19 protein-coding genes are annotated in these 23,581 nt (G+C 71.9%); 7 read left to right on the forward strand and 12 right to left on the reverse strand.

Annotated elements, in window-relative coordinates; genetic code table 11:
* Nucleotides 1–94: 94 nt before the first annotated feature.
* The 4 genes from ACFXKG_RS19365 to ACFXKG_RS19380 all read right to left on the reverse strand — a co-directional run bounded on the left by ACFXKG_RS19365 (nucleotide 95) and on the right by ACFXKG_RS19380 (nucleotide 3,528).
* Nucleotides 95–535 (reverse strand): transcriptional repressor, encoded by a 441-nt coding sequence (locus tag ACFXKG_RS19365; protein ID WP_365816955.1) that lies wholly within the window; start codon nucleotides 533–535, stop codon nucleotides 95–97.
* An 87-nt stretch (nucleotides 536–622) separates the two neighbouring features.
* Complete coding sequence (locus ACFXKG_RS19370) at nucleotides 623–1,552, reverse strand: metal ABC transporter permease (RefSeq protein ID WP_384840070.1); 930 nt, start codon at nucleotides 1,550–1,552, stop codon at nucleotides 623–625.
* Nucleotides 1,553–1,554: 2 nt separating this feature from the next.
* Nucleotides 1,555–2,424, reverse strand: coding sequence for a metal ABC transporter ATP-binding protein (locus ACFXKG_RS19375; RefSeq protein ID WP_384840073.1), 870 nt, complete (start codon nucleotides 2,422–2,424; stop codon nucleotides 1,555–1,557).
* Nucleotides 2,425–2,505: 81 nt separating this feature from the next.
* Nucleotides 2,506–3,528, reverse strand: coding sequence for a metal ABC transporter substrate-binding protein (locus ACFXKG_RS19380; protein ID WP_384840076.1), 1,023 nt, complete (start codon nucleotides 3,526–3,528; stop codon nucleotides 2,506–2,508).
* A gap of 155 nt (nucleotides 3,529–3,683) precedes the next feature.
* On the opposite strand from ACFXKG_RS19380, the gene ACFXKG_RS19385 reads away from it, so the two are divergent.
* Nucleotides 3,684–5,063 carry a glycine--tRNA ligase gene (locus ACFXKG_RS19385; protein ID WP_382888856.1) on the forward strand — a complete coding sequence of 460 codons (1,380 nt, stop codon included), beginning with the start codon at nucleotides 3,684–3,686 and terminating at the stop codon, nucleotides 5,061–5,063.
* Between the two features lie 190 nt (nucleotides 5,064–5,253).
* Nucleotides 5,254–5,469 carry a hypothetical protein gene (locus ACFXKG_RS19390; RefSeq protein WP_384840078.1) on the forward strand — a complete coding sequence of 72 codons (216 nt, stop codon included), beginning with the start codon at nucleotides 5,254–5,256 and terminating at the stop codon, nucleotides 5,467–5,469.
* A 101-nt stretch (nucleotides 5,470–5,570) separates the two neighbouring features.
* Here the strand turns inward: ACFXKG_RS19390 and ACFXKG_RS19395 are convergent, their stop codons facing one another.
* Entirely contained in the window at nucleotides 5,571–6,155 is a 585-nt protein-coding gene (locus tag ACFXKG_RS19395; protein ID WP_384840081.1) for a TetR family transcriptional regulator, read from the reverse strand.
* A gap of 164 nt (nucleotides 6,156–6,319) precedes the next feature.
* The gene (locus ACFXKG_RS19400) at nucleotides 6,320–7,339 is read right to left on the reverse strand and encodes an aldo/keto reductase (protein WP_384840084.1); all 1,020 of its coding nucleotides are present in this window, start codon (nucleotides 7,337–7,339) and stop codon (nucleotides 6,320–6,322) included.
* Between the two features lie 327 nt (nucleotides 7,340–7,666).
* Here ACFXKG_RS19400 and ACFXKG_RS19405 point away from each other — a divergent pair, with 327 nt between their 5' ends.
* Nucleotides 7,667–7,918 (forward strand): DUF6243 family protein, encoded by a 252-nt coding sequence (locus ACFXKG_RS19405; RefSeq protein ID WP_384840086.1) that lies wholly within the window; start codon nucleotides 7,667–7,669, stop codon nucleotides 7,916–7,918.
* A 121-nt stretch (nucleotides 7,919–8,039) separates the two neighbouring features.
* Here ACFXKG_RS19405 and ACFXKG_RS19410 read toward each other — a convergent pair whose 3' ends face one another.
* The gene (locus tag ACFXKG_RS19410) at nucleotides 8,040–9,389 is read right to left on the reverse strand and encodes an MFS transporter (RefSeq protein ID WP_384840241.1); all 1,350 of its coding nucleotides are present in this window, start codon (nucleotides 9,387–9,389) and stop codon (nucleotides 8,040–8,042) included.
* Between the two features lie 284 nt (nucleotides 9,390–9,673).
* Between ACFXKG_RS19410 and ACFXKG_RS19415 the strand changes: the two genes are divergently transcribed.
* Nucleotides 9,674–10,600, forward strand: coding sequence for a helix-turn-helix transcriptional regulator (locus ACFXKG_RS19415; protein WP_384840089.1), 927 nt, complete (start codon nucleotides 9,674–9,676; stop codon nucleotides 10,598–10,600).
* Here ACFXKG_RS19415 and ACFXKG_RS19420 read toward each other — a convergent pair.
* On the reverse strand, nucleotides 10,549–12,105 hold the full coding sequence (locus ACFXKG_RS19420) for an MFS transporter (RefSeq protein WP_384840092.1): 1,557 nt from the start codon (nucleotides 12,103–12,105) through the stop codon (nucleotides 10,549–10,551). The genes ACFXKG_RS19415 and ACFXKG_RS19420 overlap by 52 nt on opposite strands.
* A gap of 65 nt (nucleotides 12,106–12,170) precedes the next feature.
* Between ACFXKG_RS19420 and dusB the strand changes: the two genes are divergently transcribed.
* The 3 genes from dusB to ppdK all read left to right on the forward strand — a co-directional run bounded on the left by dusB (nucleotide 12,171) and on the right by ppdK (nucleotide 19,971).
* Nucleotides 12,171–13,301, forward strand: a complete 1,131-nt coding sequence (dusB, locus tag ACFXKG_RS19425; protein ID WP_384840094.1) for a tRNA dihydrouridine synthase DusB — start codon at nucleotides 12,171–12,173, stop codon at nucleotides 13,299–13,301.
* Between the two features lie 148 nt (nucleotides 13,302–13,449).
* The gene (locus tag ACFXKG_RS19430) at nucleotides 13,450–16,854 is read left to right on the forward strand and encodes a S8 family serine peptidase (protein WP_384840097.1); all 3,405 of its coding nucleotides are present in this window, start codon (nucleotides 13,450–13,452) and stop codon (nucleotides 16,852–16,854) included.
* 390 nt (nucleotides 16,855–17,244) lie between these two features.
* On the forward strand, nucleotides 17,245–19,971 hold the full coding sequence (ppdK, locus tag ACFXKG_RS19435; protein ID WP_384840100.1) for a pyruvate, phosphate dikinase: 2,727 nt from the start codon (nucleotides 17,245–17,247) through the stop codon (nucleotides 19,969–19,971).
* A 239-nt stretch (nucleotides 19,972–20,210) separates the two neighbouring features.
* Here the strand turns inward: ppdK and ACFXKG_RS19440 are convergent, their stop codons facing one another.
* Genes ACFXKG_RS19440 through ACFXKG_RS19455 form a run of 4 tightly spaced genes read right to left on the reverse strand, consistent with a single transcriptional unit; the run spans nucleotide 20,211 to nucleotide 23,580 of the window.
* Nucleotides 20,211–20,570, reverse strand: a complete 360-nt coding sequence (locus ACFXKG_RS19440) for a hypothetical protein (protein WP_384840103.1) — start codon at nucleotides 20,568–20,570, stop codon at nucleotides 20,211–20,213.
* The gene (locus tag ACFXKG_RS19445) at nucleotides 20,567–21,430 is read right to left on the reverse strand and encodes an extradiol ring-cleavage dioxygenase (RefSeq protein ID WP_384840105.1); all 864 of its coding nucleotides are present in this window, start codon (nucleotides 21,428–21,430) and stop codon (nucleotides 20,567–20,569) included. The genes ACFXKG_RS19440 and ACFXKG_RS19445 overlap by 4 nt, the downstream gene beginning before the upstream one ends.
* Nucleotides 21,423–22,364: a citryl-CoA lyase gene (locus ACFXKG_RS19450; RefSeq protein ID WP_384840108.1), complete on the reverse strand. Its 942-nt coding sequence runs from the start codon at nucleotides 22,362–22,364 to the stop codon at nucleotides 21,423–21,425. The genes ACFXKG_RS19445 and ACFXKG_RS19450 overlap by 8 nt, the downstream gene beginning before the upstream one ends.
* On the reverse strand, nucleotides 22,357–23,580 hold the full coding sequence (locus tag ACFXKG_RS19455; protein WP_384840110.1) for a CaiB/BaiF CoA transferase family protein: 1,224 nt from the start codon (nucleotides 23,578–23,580) through the stop codon (nucleotides 22,357–22,359). Before ACFXKG_RS19455 ends, ACFXKG_RS19450 begins: the two co-directional genes overlap by 8 nt.
* Between the last annotated feature and the right edge of the window lies 1 nt (nucleotide 23,581).

Below are 23,581 nucleotides of genomic sequence, written 5' to 3' on the forward strand. Positions count from 1 at the left end.
CCCGCCCCCCGCGCCGGCGGGGGCGACGCCCCCTCTATGGGGGGGGGGGGGCCCCGCCCCCCGGGGCGGGCCCCCCACCACCCTCCACTCCGGTTCAGTTCTTGGTGGCCGCCGCCGCGCACTCCGCGCAGGTGCCGAAGATCTCCACCGTGTGCGCCACGCTCACATACCCGTGCTGCGCGGCGACCGTCTCCGCCCACTGCTCGACGGCGGGCCCCTCGACCTCGACCGCCTTGCCGCAGATCCGGCAGACGAGATGGTGATGGTGGTCGCCGGTCGAGCAGCGCCGGTAGACCGATTCGCCGTCGTTCGTGCGCAGTACGTCGACCTCGCCGGCGTCGGCGAGCGACTGGAGCGTGCGGTAGACCGTGGTCAGACCGACCGAGTCGCCCCGGTGTTTGAGCATGTCGTGGAGATCCTGAGCGCTGCGGAACTCGTCCACCTCGTCGAGCGCCGCCGCCACCGCGGCGCGCTGGCGGGTCGATCGGCCGCGCACGGGGGCCGCGCTCGGTCCGCCGCTGGGCGCAGTCGTCACAGGTGCCTCCTTGCCTCTGCCCGTGTCCCTCGGGCGTTGCCCGCTTGTTCTACGGGCCCATTCTGCCAGTCCGGGACCGGCCCGCGGTCATGCCGGGGCGTCCTCCGTGGGTCGCCGGGCACCGGGGACGTCCGGAGGGCCCGCCGGTTCCGGCCCGGTTCCGGCCGCCTGTACGAGGCCCGCTTCCGCGTTCCGCAGTGCGCGGGCCCGGCGTCGGGCCAGCGGCGTCGCGAGCGCGGTCAGGAGCACGAAGACCCCGATCGCGATCAGCACGATCGTCGCGCCGGGCGGTACGTCCTGGTAGTACGAGGTGACCGTGCCGGCCACCGTCACCGCCGTACCGATCACGACGGCCAGCACGAAGGTGACCACGAACGAGCGCGTGACCTGCTGCGCCGCCGCCACCGGCACCACCATCAGCGCGCTGACCAGCAGCAGCCCCACCACCCGCATGGCGACCGTGACCGTCACGGCGGCCGTCACCGCGATCAGCAGGTTCAGGGCGCGCACGGGCAGCCCGGTGACCCGGGCGAACTCCTCGTCCTGGCTGACGGCGAAGAGCTGCCGCCGCAGCCCCACCGTGACCAGCACCACAAAACCGGCGAGCAGCGAGATCGCGGTGACGTCGGACGGCGAGACCGTCGAGAGCGAACCGAAGAGGTACGAACTGAGGTTGGCGTTGGAGCCGTTCGGCGCGAGGTTGATCAGCAGCACCCCGCCCGCCATGCCGCCGTAGAAGAGCATCGCCAGCGCGATGTCGCCGCGGGTGCGGCCGTACGCCCTGATCAGCTCCATCGTGACGGCGCCGGCGACCGCGACGAGGGTGGCCATCCAGATGGGGCTGGTGGAGAGCAGGAAGCCCAGACCGACGCCGGTCATCGCCACATGGCCGATTCCGTCGCCCATCAGGGCCTGGCGGCGCTGGACGAGGTAGATGCCGACGGCGGGCGCGGTGACGCCGACCAGGACGGCGGCGATCAGCGCCCGCTGCATGAGGGCGGTCTCAAGGATTTCCATGGTCAGGTCAGCAGTCCTGTACGGAGCGGCTCGCCGGCCGCGTGGGGGTGACAGCTCGGATCGGTCGGAAGGCCGGGGCCGGAGCCGGGCGGGGCGTGCCCGTCGGCCGCCCTGGGCGGCGGCCCGTCGTGTACGACGCGGCCGTCGCGCAGCACCACGGCGCGGTCGATCAGCGGCTCCAGGGGGCCCAGTTCGTGGAGGACGAGCAGGACGGTCGTGCCGGCGGCCACCTGCTCGCGCAGGGTCGCCGCCAGGATCCGCTGGCTGGCCAGGTCGACGCCGGCCATCGGCTCGTCCATGATCAGCAGTTCGGGTTCGGCGGCGAGCGCCCTGGCGATCAGTACGCGCTGGTGCTGGCCGCCCGACAGGGCGCCCACGGAGTCCCTGGCGCGCTCCCCGAGGTCCACCAGGTCGATGGCCCGCTGAACGGCCGCCCGATCGGCCTTGGTGGGCCATCCCAGCCGCGCCCGGCTCGTACGGGAGAGCCGGCCGGAGGAGACCACCTCGCGGACGGTCGCGGGCACGCCGCTCGCGGCGGTGGTGCGCTGCGGTACGTAGCCCACGCGCCGCCAGTCGCGGAAGCGGCGCAGCGGGGTCGAGAAGAGCGAGATCTCGCCGTCGCTCAGCGGGACCTGGCCGATCACGGAGCGTACGGCGGTGGACTTGCCGGAGCCGTTGGCGCCGAGCAGGGCGACGACCTCGCCGCGGCGCACGGTGAGGTCGATGCCGCGCAGCACGGGGCGCGAGCCGAGCGTGGCGGTGGCGCCGCGGACGGTGAGGACGGGCGGCGCGGCCGGCTGCCCGCCGCCCGTGCCGGGATGCGCGGCGGCGGGTTCCGCCGCCGCGGCGTGGTCGCTCTCCACCGTCGCCATGTCAGGCGCCTCCGTCGCTGCTGTCGCCGCGGTCGCGGCCGTTTCCGCCGTTGCCGGGCGAATCGTTTCTTTTGTGCCGGGTCACGTCAGGTCCTTCGCGCCGAGCGCGGTGCGCAGCGCGCCGAGGTTGGACCGCATGACCTGGATGTAGTCGCGGCCCCTGGTCTTGTCCGTGATCCCCTCCAGGGGGTCGAGGACGTCGGTCCTGAGCCCGGAGTCCCCGGCCAGCGTCTTCGCGGTCTTGTCGCTGGCCAGCGTCTCGAAGAATACGGTGGTGACCTTTTCCCGCTTCGCGACGGTCTCCAGTTCCTTCACCCGGGCGGGGCTCGGCTCCGACTCGGGGTCGATGCCGGCGATGGCCTCCTGCTCCAGGCCGTAGCGCTCGGCGAGGTAGCCGAAGGCGGCGTGGGTGGTGATGAAGGTCTTGGTGGCCGTGTCGGCGAGGCCCGTCTTGAACGACGTGTTCAAGCCGTTCAATTTGGTGACCACCTTGTCGGTGTTCTCCTTGTACGCGGCGGCGTGGGCCGGGTCGGCCTTCTCGAAGGAGGCGCCGACGCCCCGGGCGACCTCGGCGAACCGCACCGGGTCGAGCCAGATGTGCGGGTCCTTGCCGTCCGTGCCCGCCTCCTCGTGTCCCGCCCCGTCCGTGGCGGCCTCACCGGAGTGGCCGTCGTCGTGTCCGTCCTGCTCGTCGTCGCCGTGGTCGTGCGCGCCGGCCGCCGTGCCGTGGTTCTCCAGGGTGGTGAGGGTCGTCGCGTCGACCACCGTCTTCACCCCGGACTGGTCGATGGCCTTGTCCACGGCGGGCTGGACGCCCTTGAGGTAGAGGATGACGTCGGACTCGCCGAGCTGGGCGGCCTGCCGGGGCTTCAGCTCCAGGTCGTGCGGCTCGACGCCGGGCTTGGTGAGGGTGGTGACGGAGACGTGGTCGCCGCCGATCGCCAGGGCCAGGTACTCCATGGGATAGAACGACGCGGTCACCGCGAGCTTGCCGTCCCTCTTCTCCGCGGCGCCGGAGGAGGAGCAGGCGGACAGTGCGACTATGGCGAGTGTGACCGCTCCGGCGAGAGTGGCGGTGGGTATGAGGCGTCGTCGTACGTTCATGACAGTCATTTTCAACAAACCTGGAAACGATTGTCAACAAGAGGCGGTCGGCGGCCCGGAATGCTTGTTGCCGCGCACCGATTTGATCGAAGGGGTGCGCGCGCCGCTAATCTGAAGCATTCGCCGTTCGTCGTCGTCGTAATGAAGAGAGACCCGTGGCCGCCGACAAGATCGACAGCATCGTCAACCTGAGCAAGCGCCGTGGCTTCGTCTACCCGTGCAGTGAGATCTACGGTGGTCAGCGGGCCGCCTGGGACTACGGGCCGCTCGGAGTCGAGCTGAAGGAAAACCTCAAGCGCCAGTGGTGGCGCTACATGGTCACCTCGCGCGAGGACGTTGTCGGACTCGACTCCTCGGTGATCCTCGCCACGGAGGTCTGGGAGGCGTCCGGCCACGTCGCGACCTTCACCGACCCGCTCACCGAGTGCACCTCCTGTCACAAGCGCTTCCGCGCCGACCACCTGGAGGAGGCGTACGAGGCGAAGCACGGCAAGGCCCCCGCGAGCCTCTCCGAGCTGAACTGCCCCAACTGCGGCAACAAGGGCACCTTCACCGAGCCCAAGCAGTTCTCCGGTCTGCTCTCCACCCACCTCGGCCCGACGCAGGACTCCGGCTCGGTCGCCTACCTGCGCCCCGAGACCGCGCAGGGCATCTTCACCAACTTCGCGCAGGTGCAGCAGACCTCGCGCAAGAAGCCGCCGTTCGGCATCGCGCAGATGGGCAAGTCCTTCCGGAACGAGATCACTCCGGGCAACTTCATCTTCCGCACGCGCGAGTTCGAGCAGATGGAGATGGAGTTCTTCGTCAAGCCGGGCGAGGACGAGCAGTGGCAGGAATACTGGATGGAGCAGCGCTGGAACTGGTACCGCGACCTGGGTCTCCGTGAGGAGAACATGCGCTGGTACGACCACCCGGCCGAGAAGCTCTCGCACTACTCCAAGCGCACCGCCGACATCGAGTACCGCTTCCAGTTCGGCGGCAGCGAGTGGGGCGAGCTGGAGGGCGTCGCCAACCGTACGGACTACGACCTCTCCGCGCACTCCAAGGCGTCGGGCCACGACCTGTCGTACTTCGACCAGGAGGCCGGCGAGCGCTGGACCCCGTACGTCATCGAGCCCGCCGCCGGTGTCGGCCGCGCGATGCTGGCCTTCCTCCTCGACGCGTACAACGAGGACGAGGCGCCCAACGCGAAGGGCGTGCTGGAGAAGCGCACCGTGATGCGCCTCGACCCGCGCCTCGCGCCGGTGAAGGTCGCCGTGCTGCCGCTCTCCCGCAACCCGCAGCTCTCGCCGAAGGCCAAGGGCCTCGCGACGGACCTGCGGCGCAACTGGAACATCGAGTTCGACGACGCGGGTGCCATCGGCCGCCGCTACCGCCGCCAGGACGAGATCGGCACGCCGTTCTGCGTGACCGTCGACTTCGACACCCTGGACGACAACGCGGTGACGGTGCGCGAGCGCGACACGATGAAGCAGGAGCGCGTCTCGCTGGACCGGATCCAGAGCTACCTGGGCGAGCACCTGCTCGGCTGCTGACCCCGGCGGCTCCTGCGGCCCCGGAGGCCCACCCGAGGCATCCAGAGGCCCGAGAGGTACGGACAGGCCCCCGGTTCCGTCACGGAACCGGGGGCCTGCTCGCGCGCGCCGCCAACTCGGCAGGGGAGCGGAGCTGTTGACGCCGACCGTGCGGCACACTGGGCGCTCCCCGACAAGAGAGGAACGGATCATGCCGTCCTCCACCACCAGCAAGGTCAGCCGATGGGACCAGCACGGACGGGAACACGTCGTCCGTGTCCAGAAGGCGGGTGTGCAGCGGTCGTTGACGTGTGACACCTGCGGCTGGCGGAAGGGGGCGCAGTTCCTTCCCTGGCTCAAGGCCGAGGAACACCTCACCGAGGCCCACCAGGCCACCGTGGACCCGGCGAAACCGGCGACGGGCTGACGCCGGGCGGTCGGCGGGCGCCGGGCGGGCCGGAGAGGCACGGGCGGGCAGGAGAGGGCCGGAGAGGCACGGACGGGGAGGCTCCGTCCGTGCCTCTCCGGTCAGGGCTTGAGGCCGCGCAGCAGCAGATCGGCGACGGCGGTGAACTCGGCGTCGATCGTGGGCTTCTGCCACTGCGGGGCGTAGCACGGGTCGTGGAAGCGCGCCGTCGCGACGAAGAGCGCCCCGGCCGCGCCCGCCGGGTCGGGCGCCGCGAACTCGCCCGCCCGTACGCCCTCTTCGACGATCCGGGTGAGCTGTCCGGTGAGCTTCGTCAGATGCGTGTCCACCGCGCCGCTGTGCTCCCCGGCGAGCACGGTGTACGTGGCGAACAGCTCGGGGTCGTCCCCCGCCTTGTGGCGCTTGGCCTCGAACAGGGTCCGCAGCCAGCCGCGCAGCTTCTCCGGCCCCGCCCCGTCCGCCCCGTCGACGATCTCCTGGAGCGCCGCCTCCGTACGGCTCAGCCAGCGTGCCGTGACCGCCTCGCGCAGCGCCGCCTTCGTCCGGAAGTGCCGGTACACGCTGCCGTGGCTGACCCCGAGCAGTCGCGCCACGTCCACCACGGTCGCCTTCGCCGGGCCGTAACGGCGCAGCACCTCCTCGGTGGCTTCCAGGATGCGCTCGGCGGTCAGGGTCTCGGGGGTCATGGGTGTCTGCCCGGCCTTTCATGACTCGTGCGGCTCGTGCGGCGTGACGTGGCAGCGGTACGCGCCCCGCGTGACAGATGACATTACCTGTCAGGTCCGACAACCCGACGGGTGAGCCGTCCGAGCTGCCCGCCGGCTCCGCGCGCGGTCCTGCCGCGCCCCGGTCACCGCTCGCTGTCCAGGGACGACATCTGGGTGGCCGGATAGCGGTCGCCCGCCGCGACACCCGCCGGGAAGGCCTGGTCGAGGGCCTTGAGATCGGCGGCGTCGAGCGTGACGTCCAGGGAGCCCAGCGCCTCGGCCAGCCGGTCGAGGCGGCGGGCGCCGATGAGCGGGACGATGTCCTCGCCCTGGGCGAGGACCCAGGCGATGGCGATCTGGGCGATTGTGGCGCCCTTCCGCTCGGCGATCTCGCGCAGGGAGTCGACCAGCGCCAGGTTGTGATCGAGGTTCCCGCCCTGGAAGCGCGGGCTCATCGCCCGGAAGTCCCCCGGGCCCAGCTCCTGGTCACGGGTGAAGTGGCCGCTGATCAGCCCGCGCGAGAGCACCCCGTACGCCGTGACGCCGATGCCCAGCTCACGGACGGTGGACAGGATGCCGTCCTCGATCGAGCGCGAGATCAGGGAGTACTCGATCTGGAGGTCGGCGATCGGCGCGACGGACGCGGCCCTTCTGATCGTGTCGCTGCCCGCCTCGGAGAGGCCGATGTGGCGCACATGGCCGGCCTGGACCAGCTCGGCGATGGCGCCGACCGTCTCCTCGATCGGGACATCGGGGTCGACGCGGGCGATCCGGTAGATGTCGATGTGGTCGGTGCCGAGGCGCTGGAGGGAGTACGCGGCGAAGTTCTTGACGGCGGCCGGGCGTCCGTCGTGTCCGCCCCAGCCGTTGTCCGGGTCGCGCAGGGCGCCGAACTTGACGCTGGTGAGCGCCCGTTCGCGGGCACCGGCGGGCGCGGTGCGCAGGGCCTCCGCGATCAGCAGCTCGTTGTGTCCCATCGCGTAGAAGTCGCCCGTGTCGAGGAGGGTGACGCCCGCGTCGAGCGCGGCGTGCAGGGTGGCGATGGACTCGGCGCGGTCCACCTCTCCGTACAGCCCGGACATGCCCATGCAGCCGAGGCCGAGGGCGGAGACCTGGGGGCCCGTGGCGCCGAGGGGACGGGTGGGGAGGTCGTGGGTGGTCATGGCGGTCTTCCTTCGTGGGGTGAATCCGGGGCCGGTGGCCGGGGCCCGGAAGCCTGACACCTCCGACGATGACATGACGGATGACAGATTTCAATATCTGTCACCCCTGTATTTGTCCGGGTTGTCGTCCGCCCCCCCCGCAGGGACGCCCCTGGCGGAGCCGCCCCCGCCGGGCCGGCCGTCGGAAAATGCGTTACGTCCCGGTCGCGCCCGGTGGTAGCGTCACGGGCATGTTCTTCCAGATCTACGAGTGAGAGCGCGGCGGTCCCCGCACCGCCCCCCACCGACGAATCCGCAGATCACTTCTCATCACTTCGGGAGAACCCCGTGGCAAAGAGCCGCAACAACCTTCTCGGCGTGGGCGGACAGCGCACGAAGCTGAGCCGCACGGACCCGCAGTCCACCGGCACCGCCCGCGACGCCAACCGCAAGGCCGCCGCCGACCAGAAGCAGGAGCTGCTGCGCAAGATGCGTGAGCGCGCGACCGGCCAGGGAAAGACCGGTCAGGGAACGGCCGTTCAGGGCGCCCGGCAGGACGACGCGACCCCGGCGAACGGTGAGGGCTCGGCGCAGGACTGACACCGTCCGGCCCGTGTGAACACGTACGAATCCGCATGATTCCGTGCGAACCCCGTGCGAACGGCGCGGGTGTGGCCCCGGATCACCTCGTGATCCGGGGCCACACCGCTGTTGTCCCGCCTCAGCCGATCGCGCGCGGCAGCCGCAGGCTGAGGAGCGCCGTCAGGACCACCGCCGCGAGCTGCGCCAGCAGCGTCACCGCCAGCGCGTCCCGCATCCCCACCGAGGGCACCAGCGTCAGGAAGAGCGAACCGAGCGTCGCCACCCCCAGCGCCAGCGCGGACTGCTGGGTCGTCACCAGCACCCCGCTGCCCACCCCGGCCCGCTCGGCCGGCACGTCCGAGAGCACGATCCGGATGATCACCGGAAGTTGGAGCCCCTGGCCGAGTCCGGCCAGCGCGATCCCCGGCAGCAGGTCCAGCGTGCCGAGCGCGGGCCAGTCGTGCCATACGGTCAGCACCAGCAGCGCCACGCCGATCCCCTGGAGCAGCGAGCCGGCCGTGACGACGAGGCTGCCGTACCGCCGGATCAGCCTTGGCCCGGCCAGCGACGCCCCGAAGAACGCCACCGCCATCGGCACCAGCGCCACCCCGGCGGCCACCGCCCCCATCCCCAGCCCCTGCTGGAGCGCGACGGCGATCACGAACATGAAGCCGCCGAAGCCGATCGAGAACGGCAGGATCAGCGCCAGCCCCCGGCGCAGCGGGACCAGCCTGAACAGGCTCGGCGGCACCAGCGGCGTACGCCCCTCCCGGTCGGCCCGCCGCTCCACGCGCAGGAAGACGTACGCCACGACCGGGAAGGCGGCCAGCGAGACCCACGTCCACGCGGGCCACCCCGCGGCCCGGCCCTCGGTGAGCGGCGCGAGCAGCGTCACCAGGGAGAGCGCCAGCAGCAGCGTCCCCGGTACGTCCACGGGCGCGGGCCGCTGCGAGCGCGTCTCGGGCACCGAGCGGAACGCCAGCACCAGGCCCGCCAGCGCCACCGGCACGTTGACCAGGAAGATCGCCCGCCAGCCGGTGCCCGCCAGGTCCGCGGCGACGAGCACACCGCCGAGGATCTGGCCCACCACCATCGCCAGCCCCGCGGTGGCCCCATACAGGCTCAGCGCCTTGGCGCGGCGCGGCCCGGTGGTCGAGGCGTGGATCGTGGCCAGCACCTGCGGCAGCATCAGCGCCGCAGCCGCGCCCTGCGCGACACGGGCCCCGACCAGCGTCCACGCGGTCGGCGCGAGTCCGCAGGCGAGCGAGGTGAGACCGAAGGCCGCCATACCGGCCAGGAAGAGCCGCCGTCGGCCGAACATGTCCCCGAGTCGGCCGCCGAGGACGAGGAGCACGGCGTAGGAGAGCCCGTACCCGGCGACGACCAGCTCCAGCAGCGCGGGTCCCGCCGCCAGGTCGCGGTCGATGGTCGGCAGGGCGACATTGACGATGAAGAAGTCGATCAGGGGCAGCGCCGCGCCGAGAAGCACGGTGAACAGCCCGAGCGCACCGAGGACGGAGCCGTGGTCCTGTACGTCGTGGTCGCCTGCGCCGCGACTGCCTGTGCCGCGATCGCGGGTTCCGTGGTCGCGTGACGCGGCCGCCGTCGCGCCGGTCCCGATGGTGCCGGCGGCGGTGGACGGGGTGGGGAGGGGTGCGGATGTCTTGCTCACCTCATCGAGGTTGCTCCCCTTCGGAGCCTGGTACCAGAGTCTCTTTATCCGGGTATCAGCACTACCTGGCAACCGGCTCGGCCGTGCGGCACCCTGGAACCATGAGCACCGCTGCGGGGACCGTACAGGCCGGACAGGCGACCGACATCCGGCGGCACGAGCTCGCGGGGTTCCTGCGGAGCCGCCGGGAGCGCATCACGCCCGAGCAGGTCGGGCTCGACCGGGGGCCCCGGCGCCGTACGCCGGGGCTGCGCCGCGAGGAGGTCGCCCAGCTCTCCGCCGTCGGCGTCACGTGGTACACGTGGCTCGAACAGGCCCGGCCCATCCAGGTCTCCGCGCAGGTCCTCGACGCGCTCGCCCGCGCCCTCCTTCTCGACGCCGGCGAGCGGGCGCACCTCTTCTCGCTGGCCGGATCCGTCGACCCGGCCCCCGGGACGCCCTGTCCCACCATCACCCCCGCCCTGCGGGACATGCTGGCCCGGCTCGACCCCTTCCCGGCGTGCGTGCAGAACAGCCGGTACGACATCCTCGCGTACAACCGGGCCTACGGCGTGCTCATGTGCGACCTGGACGCCGTGCCGCCCGAGGACCGCAACTGCATCCTGCTCGCCTTCACCAACGAGGAGTGGCGTTCCGCGCTGACCAACCGGGACGAGACCGTCCGGATCATGGCGGCCAAGTTCCGGGCCGCCATGGCCGAGCACCTCGCCGAGCCCCCGTGGAAGACGCTGCTGGGGCGGCTGCGCGCGGCCTCGCCCGAGTTCCGGGAGATCTGGGAGCGGCACGAGGTCGTCGCCCCGGTGGGCGACCGGACCAAGCGGTTCGTCAACGCGCGCGTCGGCCAGCTCAACCTGGAGCAGACCAACCTCTGGCTCGGACCGGCCTCGGGGCCCCGGCTGGTCACGTACGTACCAGTGGACGAGGAGTCCCGGCTGCGGCTGGATAAGCTGGCACGGATCCCGAAGGATCGGGAGGCTCAGGCGCCGGCCCTGGTGTCCGCGGCGTCCGCGGTGTCCGCGCGGACCTGATACCCCGGCGCGCCTGCCGAAGAAGGCTCGGAGGGCTCGAAGGGCCTGAAGGACTCGGAAGGATCGGTCGCCAGACGGTCCGCCGTACGCCGCGCCGTCCCCCGCGCCCACGCACCGCTGGTCAGCAGGCCCACGAGCAGGACACAGAGCCCGCACGCCGTGATGATCCACCACGCGGTGCCGCTCGCGCCGTCGAAGGCCGTACGGTACGCGGCCGATCCGACCCCGCCGGCCGCGCCCGCGGCGACCCCGCCCGCCAGTACCGCCCCGATCACCGCGACCCCCAGCGTCTGGCCGATCTGGCGGCTCGTGGAGGCGACGGCCGCCGCCACACCCGCCTGGGCGCGGGGCATCCCGGAGACGGCCGTGTTGGTGATGGGGGCGTTCACCATGCCGAAGCCGAGCCCGAAGAGCACGTACCCGGTGAACATCAGCCCGGTCGTCGCCCCGGTGCCCAGCGTGGCGAAGAGCAGCCCGCTCGCCGTCATCGCCGCGCCGGCGATCAGCAGCGACAGACGCGGGCCGCGGTTGCCGACGAGTCGGCCCGACAGCGGGGCGCAGAGGAAGGTCAGCGCCGCCATGGGCAGCATGTAGAGGCCGGCGTGGAGCGCGCCGAGGCCGCGCACGTTCTGGAGATAGAGCGTGTTCAGGAAGAGGAAGCCGCCCAGCGCCGCGAAGGCGCACACGGCGATCACCGTCGCCCCGCTGAACGGCGCGCTGCGGAAGAAGCGCAGGTCGATCAGGGGTTCGGCGCGCCGGGGCTCGTACAGCACCAGCCCCGCCAGACAGAGCGCGGAGAAGCCGGCGAACGACACGATCAGCGGCGAGCTCCACCCCTCCGAGGGCGCCTCGATGATCGCGTACGTCAGCGCCCCGAGGACGCCGATCACCAGGAGCTGTCCCACCGGGTCGGGTCGGCGCGGCTTCGGGGCGCGGGACTCGGGGACGTACCGCCAGGTCAGCAGCAGCGCGGCCAGCCCGATCGGCAGGTTGATCCAGAAGATCGACCGCCAGCCGACCGAATCCACCAGCAACCCGCCGACCAGCGGCCCCGCCGCCATCGAGATGCCCACGACGGCGCCCCAGACGCCGATGGCGCGGGCGCGCTCGCGCGGTCCTGTGAAGGTGTTGGTGATGATCGACATCGCGACGGGATTGAGCATGGAGCCGCCGACGGCCTGCACCATGCGGAACGCGACGAGCGAGGTGAGGTCCGGTGCGAGGGAGCAGAGCACCGAGCCGAGCGTGAAGAGGGCGAGACCGGTCATGAACACCCGGCGGCGGCCGATCCGGTCGGCGGTGGAGCCTGCCAGCATCAGCAGCGAGGCGAGGACGAGGGTGTAAGCGTCGATCGTCCACTGCATCCCGGAGACCGACGCGCCCAGGTCTCGTTGGATGGAGGGCAGGGCGACGTTGAGGACGGTGTTGTCGAGGCTGACGACCAGAAGGCTCATGCAACAGATCGCCAGAACAAGCATTTTCCGCCGGTGGCTCATTTCTGGCATGTCTCGATGGTACGACTGACTAGTACGGCTAACTAATGAACGCCCGCGTGCGCGACAATGGCGGGATGACCGCTCCACTCACCATCGGCCCGTACCCCGTGACCCCGCCCGTCGTGCTCGCCCCCATGGCCGGGATCACCAACGCCCCCTTCCGCACCCTGTGCAGGGAATTCAGTGGGGGGAAGGGGCTGTTCGTCAGCGAGATGATCACGACGCGGGCCCTGGTCGAGCGCAACGAGAAGACGATGCAGCTCATCCACTTCGACGCGTCCGAGACACCGCGCTCGATCCAGCTGTACGGGGTGGATCCGGTCACCGTCGGCAAGGCCGTCCGCATGATCGTGGACGAGGATCTCGCCGACCACATCGACCTCAACTTCGGCTGCCCGGTGCCCAAGGTGACCCGCAGGGGCGGCGGCTCCGCCCTGCCCTACAAGCGGCCCCTGCTGCGGGCGATCCTGCACGAGGCCGTCTCGAACGCGGGCGATCTGCCGGTCACGATGAAGATGCGCAAGGGCATCGACGACGACCACCTCACCTATCTGGACGCCGGGCGGATCGCCGTCCAGGAGGGTGTGACGGCGATCGCGCTGCACGGCAGGACCGCCGCCCAGCACTACGGCGGCACCGCCGACTGGGAGGCGATCGCCCGGCTCAAGGAGCACGTACCGGAGATCCCGGTGCTCGGCAACGGCGACATCTGGTCCGCCGGGGACGCGCTGCGCATGGTGCGCGAGACCGGCTGCGACGGCGTGGTCGTGGGCCGGGGCTGCCTGGGGCGGCCGTGGCTCTTCGGCGATCTGGTGGCCGCGTTCGAGGGGACGGGGACGGTCGCGGCGCCGACGCTGCGCGAGGTCGGGGGCGTCATGCGGCGCCACGCCCAGCTCCTGGGGGAGTGGATCGGGGACGAGGCCCGCGGGGTGATCGACTTCCGCAAGCACGTGGCCTGGTACCTGAAGGGTTTCTCGGTCGGGTCGCAGCTCCGCAAGCAGCTCGCGATCACCTCGTCGCTCGCGGAGCTGGACGAGCTGATGGCCGGGCTCGACCTGGACCAGCCGTGGCCGGACGGCGCGGACGGGCCGCGCGGGCGTACGTCGGGGAACAACCGGGTGGTCCTGCCGGACGGCTGGCTGAAGGACCCGTACGACTGTGCGGGGATCGGCGCGGACGCGGAACTGGACACGTCCGGCGGCTGAGCCCGGCGGCGGGCGAGCCCGGAGGCCGGGCCGACCCCTGCCGGGCCGTGCGTTGTGGAAACGTTATATTCCGGTCCTCCGGTGATCACACTGTCCCAGCAGCCTTCGTCTTTCTCTGACTCTCCGACGAGAAGGACGGGCAGCTCCGATGCGCAGGCCCATCAGGCCCATCAGATCCATTAGATCCATCAGACCCCGCAGGCCCGGGGTACCCGCCGGGTACCGGTCGGGCGCCGTCGCCGTCGCGGTGGCGCTCGCCGCCGGACTGGCGACCACGGCGGGCGCCGTGACACCGGACCTGCCGGGCGGCGGCCAGGGATTAGGGCGGGGATCCGTTCCGCAGGAGGCCACGGTCACGCTGATCACCGGTGACCGGGTCGGTGTGGACGGCCGCGGCAACGTGACGCGGGTGGTTCCCGCCGAGGGCCGCGAGGACATCCGGATGTCGGTCCGCCGGGAGGGGGACCGTACGTACGCGATCCCGACCGACGCCCTGCGGCTCGTCGGCCAGGGCACCGTGGACCGGCGGCTGTTCGACGTGACCGGACTGGTCGAGGCCGGGTACGACGACACCCGCCGGGACACGCTCCCGCTGATCGTCTCGTACCGGAAGGCGGGCGCCGGTACGGCGAAGTCGCGCGTGGCCGCGGCGGGCGCGCGGGCCGGGCGGAGCCTCCCCTCCGTCGACGGGCAGGCCCTCACGGCGGCCAAGGACGGGGCCACCGACGTGTGGCAGGCCCTGACCGCCGGGGCCGGGACGTCCGGGGCCCGGGTCGCGGCCTCCGGCATCAGCCGCGTGTGGCTCGACGGCAAGCGCCGGGTGAACCTGGACCGGAGCGTGCCGCAGATCGGCGCGCCCACCGCCTGGGAAGCCGGGTACAAGGGCGACGGCGTCAAGGTCGCCGTCATCGACACCGGCGTGGACCAGACGCACCCGGACCTGGCGGGGGTGGAGGTCGAGGAGCGGAACTTCTCCGACGCGGCCGACGCCGTGGACCGTGCCGGCCACGGCACCCACGTCGCCTCGACCATCGCCGGCGGCGGCGCCCAGGCCGGCGGGAAGTACCAGGGCGTCGCCCCCGGGGCGGAGATCCTGGACGCCAAGGTCTTCGACGACGACGGCTACGCCTCCGACTCGGGCATCCTCGCCGCGATGCAGTGGGCGGCCGACGAGGGCGCCAAGGTCGCGAACATGAGCCTCGGCGGCTTCGACGACGCGGAGATCGACCCGCTGGAGGAGGCCGTCGACTCGCTCTCCGCGAGCAGCGGCATCCTCTTCGTCGTCTCGGCGGGCAATTCGGGCCCCGGCGCGGGCACCATCGGCTCGCCCGGCAGCGCCCCGGCGGCGCTCACGGTCGGCGCCGTCGACCGCGAGGACGCCATCGCCGACTTCTCCTCCGTGGGACCGACCGCCGACGGATCGCTCAAGCCCGACATCACCGCGCCCGGCGTGGACATCGTCGCGGCAAAGGCGGCCGAGGGAAGCGTCGGCACCCCGGCGGGCGACGGCTACATCGCGCTGAGCGGTACGTCGATGGCGGCGCCGCACGTCGCGGGCGCCGCGGCGATCCTCGCCCAGCGGCACCCGGACTGGAGCGGCGAGCGGCTGAAGCGGGCCCTCACCGCTTCGGCCGTCGCCACCCCGGGGCTGACGGCGTTCCAGCAGGGCACGGGCCGTACCGACGTGGCGAAGGCGATCACCCAGACCGTCGTCACCGAGGAGACCTCGCTCGGGTTCGGCACCCAGCGCTGGGTGCCGGAGGGCGCCGCGCCGGTCACCAAGGAGGTCACGTACCGCAACGAGGGCACCGCGGCCGTCACCCTCGATCTGGCGGCGGACGCCGTCGGCCCCGACGGCGCACCCGCGCCCGGCGGGCTGGCCACGACCGGCACGCGCCGGATCACCGTGCCCGCCGGCGGCACGGCGAAGGTCGCGCTGACCCTGGACACCCGCGTCAGCGACCGGTACGGCGCCTTCTCCGGCGCGCTGGTGGCGACGGAGGCCGGGAAGCCCGAGGGGCAGAGCCTGCGCACCGCCTTCGGCGTCATGCGCGAGGCCGAGTCGTACGACGTCACGATGGAGCTGCTGGACAACAACGGCGAGCCCGCCGAGGCGTCCCCCACGTTCGTCGACCGCGAGACCGGGGAGCAGCGCCGGGAGTGGACCGGCGACGGCAGGGTCACGCTCCGCCTGCCCAAGGGCGACTACCTCGTGGACGCGCCGATCATCACCCCCACGGGCGGCGGGGACACCGAACTCTCGCAGCTGATCCGGCAGAAGCTGAGCGTCACCGAGGACACGAAGGTCGTCTTCGACGGGCGCGAGGCCAAGCCGTTCGACCTCACGGCACCCGTGGCCGGGCAGCCGGTGCAGGCGTCCATGTCCTGGAACCTCGACCACGCCGGCGGCGGCACCTACGGCCTGTTCCACATGGCCTCGCTGGACGGCTTCTCGACCGCCTCGGTCGGCGACTCCGTCTCGGGCGAGGAGTTCCAGGCCGAGGTCAGCACCATGCTGGCGGCCGGCGGGGACACGTACAGCCTGCTCTACACGCGCGACGGCAGCATGTTCGACGGCTTCACCCACCGGGCCGACCGGAGCGAATTCGCCCTGATCGAGGCGCGGGTGGGCTCCCCGGCGCCGGGGAAGCTGGGATCGGTCCACCCCATGTGGTGGAACGACTTCATGGGCGTCGGCGGCGGCGGGGGCGCCGAGGTCCCCATCCCCAGCACCTCGAAGCAGTACGTCACCACGCCGCCCGGCTACTCCTGGTCCTTCGGCGCCGGGCAGATTCCCGCCGACGTGCCCTCCGAGGGCTGGTACGAGGTGCTGTACGACCGGGACGCGGGCCGGCGGTACGAGGCGGGCAAGACCTACGGCGTCACCCTCAACGTCGGCGTCTTCGCCCCGGACCTCCGGGCCGGGGATGTGCGGCGCGTCCAGGACTTCGCGGTCGTGTGCCAGCCGGTGTTCTCCGACACCTCCGGGCGTCCCGGCCACACCGCGGAGGCCGAGGTGAAGGCCGAGATGACGGTGGACGGGAAGAAGCTCGTGGAGCAGGACAACCCGTGTGTCCAGGTCTCCGGGCTGCCCGCGAAGGAGTCCGCGTACACGGTGCGCATCGACGCGTCGCGCGAGCCCGGGGTCGCCCGGGTCTCCACAAGGGTCAGCTCCGAGTGGACGTTCACCTCCGCCTCGCCCGGCGACGAGGTGGTCGACCTGCCGCTGTCCACCCTCGGCTTCCGGCCGGAGCTGAGCCCGACCAGCACCGCGGAGGCGGGCGCCACCCTGCGGGTGCCGCTCGTCGTCCAGGGCAACGCGGTCGGCAAGGGGATCGCGTCCCTGACGGTCGAGGCGTCCTACGACGGCGGCGCCACCTGGCGGAAGGCGCCCGTCACCACCGAGGACGGCGAGCGCGGCATCACGCTGGACCATCCCGCGTCCGCCACCTCGGTCTCGCTCAGGGGCGCGCTGAAGGACACCGAGGGCAACGGGTACGAGGTGACGATCGTGGACGCGTACCTGCTGGCGTCCGGTGCGCCGAAGGCGTGATGTCCACGCGTGATTCTCGCCACGTTTGATGATGGAGAAGCTCAGATGAGCGGATCTTGAGTGGCTGCGCCATGGCTGTACCTCTGGAAGGGGTGGCACTGCGTGCCACCCCTTCTGCCTTCAAGAAACGAACTCACACGTCGATGTCAACGCTCATCTGAGCGCGAGAAGTCATGGGCAGGTCATGCCCGCTTCGAGGCGTGAAGGAGTGACGCGCCCCGCGCCCCCGCCGAGGTCGCTTTCGATCCGGTGGCGGACGGGTGGTTAAGGCCGTATGACAGTTAAGTGGCCGTGCCCAGGCGCCTTCGATCTGGGTATGTTCCTCGCCAGCCAGGTTCCCAGGCAGGTTCCCAGCCGGGTCAGTCACCGCGTCGTCGAGGAGTCGAGACCGTGCCGGAAAACAGTGATTCCCACGTAACCACCTCCGAGAAGTACGTCTACGACTTCACCGAGGGCAACAAAGACCTGAAGCATCTCCTCGGCGGCAAGGGCGCCAACCTCGCCGAGATGACCAACCTCGGGCTGCCCGTCCCGCCCGGCTTCACCATCACCACGGAAGCCTGCAACATCTACCTCGACAGCGGTACGGAACCGGCCGCCCTGCGCGACGAGGTCGGCACCCATCTCGACGCCCTCGAAACCCGGATGGGCAAGAAGCTCGGCCAGTCCGACGACCCGCTGCTCGTCTCCGTACGCTCCGGCGCCAAGTTCTCCATGCCCGGCATGATGGACACCGTCCTCAACGTCGGGCTCTCCGACGCCTCGGTCGCCGGGCTCGCCGCGCAGGCGGGCGACGAGCGCTTCGCGTGGGACTCGTACCGCAGGCTGATCCAGATGTTCGGCAGGACCGTGCTCGGCGTCGACGGCGAGCTCTTCGAGGACGCGCTCGACGAGGCCAAGCGGGCCAGGAACGCCGCCACCGACGTCGATCTGCCCGTGGCCGATCTGAAGAAGCTGGTCAAGCACTTCAAGGCGATCGTCACGCGCGAGGCCGGCCGCGACTTCCCGCAGGACCCGCGCGAGCAGATGGACCTCGCGATCCGCTCGGTCTTCGAGTCCTGGAACACCGACCGGGCCAAGCTCTACCGCCGCCAGGAGCGCATCCCCGGCGACCTCGGCACCGCCGTCACCATCTGCTCCATGGTCTTCGGCAACCTCGGCCAGGAGTCGGGCACCGGCGTCGCCTTCACCCGCGACCCGGCCACCGGCCGCCAGGGCGTGTACGGCGACTACCTCCAGAACGCGCAGGGCGAGGACGTCGTCGCGGGCATCCGCAACACCGTCCCCCTCGCCGAACTCGCCACCATCGACAAGGCGTCGTACGAGCGGCTCCTGGCCATCATGGAGACCCTGGAGACCCACTACCGGGACCTGTGCGACATCGAGTTCACCATCGAGCGCGGCCAGTTGTGGATGCTCCAGACCCGCGTCGGCAAGCGCACGGCGGGCGCCGCCTTCCGGATCGCCACCCAGCTCGTGGACCAGGGGCTGATCGACGAGGCCGAGGCGCTCCAGCGGGTCAACGGCGCCCAGCTCGCGCAGCTCATGTTCCCGCGCTTCGACGAGGAGGCCAAGCGCGAGCTGCTCGGCCGGGGCATCGCCGCCTCGCCGGGCGCCGCCGTCGGCAAGGCCGTCTTCGACTCGTACACCGCGATCAAGTGGTCGCGCTCCGGCGAGAAGGTCATCCTGATCCGCCGCGAGACCAACCCCGACGACCTCGAAGGCATGATCGCCGCCGAGGGCATCCTCACCTCGCGCGGCGGCAAGACCTCGCACGCCGCCGTCGTCGCCCGGGGCATGGGCAAGACCTGTGTCTGCGGCGCCGAGGAGCTGGAGGTCGACACGAAGGCGCGCCGGCTGACCGCGGGCTCCACCGTCATCGAGGAGGGCGACGTCGTCTCCATCGACGGCTCGACCGGCAAGGTCTACCTCGGCGAGGTCCCCGTCGTGCCCTCGCCGGTCGTCGAGTACTTCGAGGGCCGGATGCACGCGGGCGCCGACGACGCCGACGAACTGGTCGAGGCCGTCCACCGGATCATGGCCTACGCGGACCGCCGCCGCAGGCTGCGCGTGCGCGCCAACGCCGACAACGCCGAGGACGCGCTGCGCGCCCGCCGCTTCGGCGCCCAGGGCATCGGGCTCTGCCGTACGGAGCACATGTTCCTCGGCGAGCGGCGCGAGATGGTCGAGAGGCTGATCCTGGCCGACACCGAGGACGAGCGCGAGACGGCACTGGGTGCCCTGCTGCCGCTCCAGAAGAAGGACTTCATCGAGCTGTTCGAGGCGATGGACGGACTGCCGGTGACGGTCCGGCTGCTCGACCCGCCGCTCCACGAGTTCCTGCCCGACATCACCGAGCTGTCGGTACGGGTCGCCCTCGCCGAGGCCCGCAAGGACCACAACGAGAACGATCTGCGCCTCCTCCAGGCCGTGCACAAGCTGCACGAGCAGAACCCGATGCTCGGGCTGCGCGGCGTCCGGCTCGGCCTGGTCATCCCCGGGCTCTTCGCCATGCAGGTACGGGCCATCGCGGAGGCCGCCGCCGAGCGGCGGAACGCCAAGGCCGACCCGCGCGCCGAGATCATGATCCCGCTCGTCGGCACGGTCCAGGAGCTGGAGATCGTCCGGGAGGAGGCCGAGCGGGTCATCGCCGAGGTCGAGCGCGCATCCGGCTGCGAACTCAAGCTGTCGCTCGGCACGATGATCGAGCTGCCGCGCGCGGCGCTGACCGCCGGGCAGATCGCGGAGGCCGCCGAGTTCTTCTCGTTCGGTACGAACGACCTCACCCAGACCGTCTGGGGCTTCTCCCGCGACGACGTGGAGGCCAGCTTCTTCACGGCGTACCTGGAGAAGGGCATCTTCGGCGTCTCGCCGTTCGAGACCATCGACCGTGACGGGGTGGGCGCGCTGGTACGGAGCGCGGTCGAGGCGGGCCGCGCCACCCGCCCCGGGCTCAAGCTGGGTGTCTGCGGGGAGCACGGCGGCGACCCGGAGTCGGTGCACTTCTTCCACGAGGTCGGCCTCGACTACGTCTCCTGCTCGCCGTTCCGGATCCCGGTGGCGCGGCTGGAGGCCGGGCGCGCGGCGGCGGAGTCGGGCGGCAGCGACTCGCGGTAGCGGCGCGGCCGTTGAGTACGGGGCGGCCGAGTGCCCGTACAGGACACCGGGGCCGCGTGTGGGCCCCGTACAAGGACGCCGGGGCCGCGTGTGGCCCCGTACAGGACACCGGGCCACATGAAGGCCCGTACAGGACACCGGGGCCGTTCTCGCGGCTCATCCCTCACCCTCGCCGGGCCGGCGGGGAAGGTCCCGGGGTACAGGAGGGGCGGGCGCGCTGTGCGGCGTGCCCGCCCCCGTCACGTGCTGATGTCGGGATACGGCAGGGTCATGTGGGCCAGCCGCCGCGCGTACTCCGCCTGGAACTCCATCGGCCCGTGGTCGCGTTCGAAGAGGCCGATGAAGAGCGTGAGCGTCAGGAAGGGGTGCGCGCCCATCGCGAACAGCGCCGGGTAGTCGTGCGTCGCCAGCGCCTCGCGCTCCGCGTCGTCGAACCGCAGCCAGGTCGAGGACTCCCCCTCCGCGCAGTTGAGCAGCCGGTTGGCGTACTCGCGCTCCCACAGGGCGAGGGTGGCGCGCGGCTCCGCCCGGTAGCGCTCGACCAGTTCGGGGTCGCGGTCCACCGTGTAGAGGAACTTGTTCAGCAGGTACTTGCTCATGCCGGGCCTCCGTCCGGATACCAGGTGAAGTACGCCTCCATCGTGTGGAACAGGTCGAGGGTGTCCACGTACGCCGCCCGCCGCCCCTCGCCCGCGACGCCCATCATCAGCAGGAAGTCCATGAAGCCGTGGGTGGCGTTGCCCGGCAGGTGGAGGCTGTCGAGGGTGACCTCGGCGAGCGCGCCCTCGATGTCCCCGGACGCGATCCACTCGACCGCCTTCCGGTCGAACTCCGGGTCGGGGCCGGTCGGTCCGAACTGGCGCGGGCCGCCGAGTTCGAGCGAGAGGTGCCCGGTGCCGATCACCGCCACGCGTGTGCGCGCCGGCCAGGACTCGACGAGTCGGCGCAGCGTCCGGCCCAGCTGCACGAACCGCTGCGGGCGGGGCAGCGGCGGCGCGAAGATGTTGGTGTACACGGGCACGATCGGCAGGTCGTTCTGCGGGCGCAGCGTGATGATCGGACACGTGATGGAGTGGTCGATCCGCAGCTCGTTGGAGAACGCGAGGTCGAACCCGGCGTCGAGGCCCTCCCGCAGAATATGCGCGGACAGCTCCTCCTGGCCGGTCAGCACCATTCTCGGCAGGCCGAACTCGCGTTCCTCGTTGGAGAAGTTGGCGTCGTAGAACGGTGCTTTGCCGACGAGGAACTGCGGCATGTTGTCCAGCCACAACTGGTGGAAGTGGTCCGAGCCGACCATCACCAGGACCTCGGGGCGCGCCCGGGTCAGCGTCTCCCGGAACGCCTCCACCTTCCGTACCCACTCGTCGGCGAACGCGGGCCGGTCGGGGCCGGTGGCGTTGCTCGCGCGGTAGTAGAACGGGTGGTGGGTGGACGCGATCACCGCGACCAGCTCAGCCATGGGGGCCTCCGTGGGCTTCGCGCGCCGGTGGGAAGTCGGGATCGGGGCGGTACGGATCGGGCGGTACGGGACGGTTGTTGAGGTCCACCGAGAGGAAGACCGCCTCGCCGACCGGGTTGCGCAGCTCCTCCGCGAGCTGCCCGATCAGCCCCGCTGTGCGGGCCAGCAGCGCGAACGCGCGCAGCAGTTCCGTCGGCAGTCCGAGATCGGCCAGGGCGGCGCCGCAGACGCCGGCTCCGTTCAGTGGCAGCGTCCGGCGCAGGACCTGGGGGTGTACGCGTCCGATCGCGGCGAACAGCGACAGGTGGGGCCCGTACAGCCCCTCCTCGGCGGCGATCCGCTGGAGCCGGGGGGTGCGCGGGTCGCCGTCCTTGTGTACGTGGTGGCCGAGACCGGGAACGCGTTCCCCGGCCGCGCGGCGGGCCCGCACCAGGCGGAGGGCGACGGCGTCCCATCCCGCGTCGTCGGCGGGCGGCGGGCCCTCCAGGGCGGCCAGCGCCTCGTGGAGGAAGCGCCCGCAGTCCTCGGTGACCCCGAGGAAGCGGGAGCCGCCGCCGAGCAGTCCGGCGGCGAGCGCGCCCTGGACGGAGTCCGGCGCCGACAGATACGTCAGCCGGGTCACCAGCGCGGTCGGGGTGAACCCGTGGTCGGCCAGGGCGGCGAGCACGGCCTCGAAGACCCGTACCTCCCCGGCCGAGGGGCGCCGCTGGGTCGCGAGCCGGAACGCCAGCTCACCGAAGCCGACCGTGCCCATGATGTCCGCGGCCAGGTCCTCGCCGAGGAGGGTGATGGACGTACGGGTCGACGCGCCGAGTGCCGTCGGATAGCCCGTTTCCGGGCCGGGGCGCGCTGCCGTGCCGGGGCCCGTCGCCGGACTCGCCTCGGGGCCCGTTGCCGGACTCGCCTCGGGGTTCGGCTCTGGGGCCTCACCCATCGCCGTTCCCCTGACGCCCGGTGTGCGGGGCGGCGAGCCAGGCCCGTATCTCCGCCCCGTGCTCGTCGAGTTCGGGCGGCGGCAGTGTGTAGCGGGCCGGGGTCCCGGAGAACCGGATCGGGTGGCGCGTCGTCGGCACGGCCCGGTCGCCCTCGCCGACCTCGACCACCGGATCGAGCCCGAACCGCTCGGCCATCGCGAAGCCGCCGTCGATGGTCTGCACGGGGCCGCTCGGCACCCCGGCCTCGATCAGCAGCTCGAACCACTCGACCGCGCCGCGCTCCGCGAGACGCCCGGTGAGCACCGGCCGCAGCGCGTCGCGGTGGGCGGTGCGGTCCGCGTTGCGCGCGAAGCGCGGGTCGTCCGCGACCTCCGGGATCCCGAGGACCGCGCAGAGCGCGCGGAACTGGGTGTCGTTGGCGGCGGCCACGATGAGGTCGTCGTCGGCGGTCGGGAACGGCTCGTACGGGAAGACGCTCGGGTGCGCGTTGCCCATCCGATACGGCACGACGCCCCCGGCGGCGTACGCGGAGCTGTGGTTCACCAGCCCGGTCAGCGCGGAGGAGAGCAGATTGACCTCCAGGCGCTGGCCGAGACCGGTGGCGTCCCGGTGGCGCAGCGCCGCGAGGACACCGATGGCGGCGTGGTTGCCCGCCATGACGTCGAAGACCGAGATCCCGGCGCGGTACGGCGGGCCCGCCGGGTCCCCGGTGAGGCTCATCAGCCCCGACACGGCCTGGACCATCAGGTCGTAACCCGGCACGTGGCGGCCGGCGCCGGAGCCGAATCCGCTGATCGAGGCGTACACGACACCGGGGTTGACCGCGCTGACCGCGTCGTAGCCGAGCCCGTACCGGTCCAGGCCGCCCGGCTTGAAGTTCTCGATCAGCACGTCGGCGCGCCGGGCCAGCTCCCGGGCGAGCCCGGCGTCCGTGGCGTCCCGCAGATCCAGGGAGACGGAGCGCTTCCCCCGGTTGACCCCGAGGTAGTACGTCGAGACCCCGTCGCGGACGGGCGGCGTCCAGGACCGGGTGTCGTCGCCGGCGGGGCCCTCCACCTTGATCACCTCGGCGCCCAGGTCGGCCAGCAGCATCGTGGCGTACGGGCCGGCCAGCACGCGGGAGAAGTCGGCGACCAGCACGCCGGACAGGGCCCCGGGGGCGGGTCCGGACCCCGGCCCGGTGGGGGAGGCGAGCGGTGGGGAGTCGTTCGGCATG

It is taken from the genome of Streptomyces sp. NPDC059255, assembly GCF_042752355.1.
GTDB lineage: Bacteria > Actinomycetota > Actinomycetes > Streptomycetales > Streptomycetaceae > Streptomyces.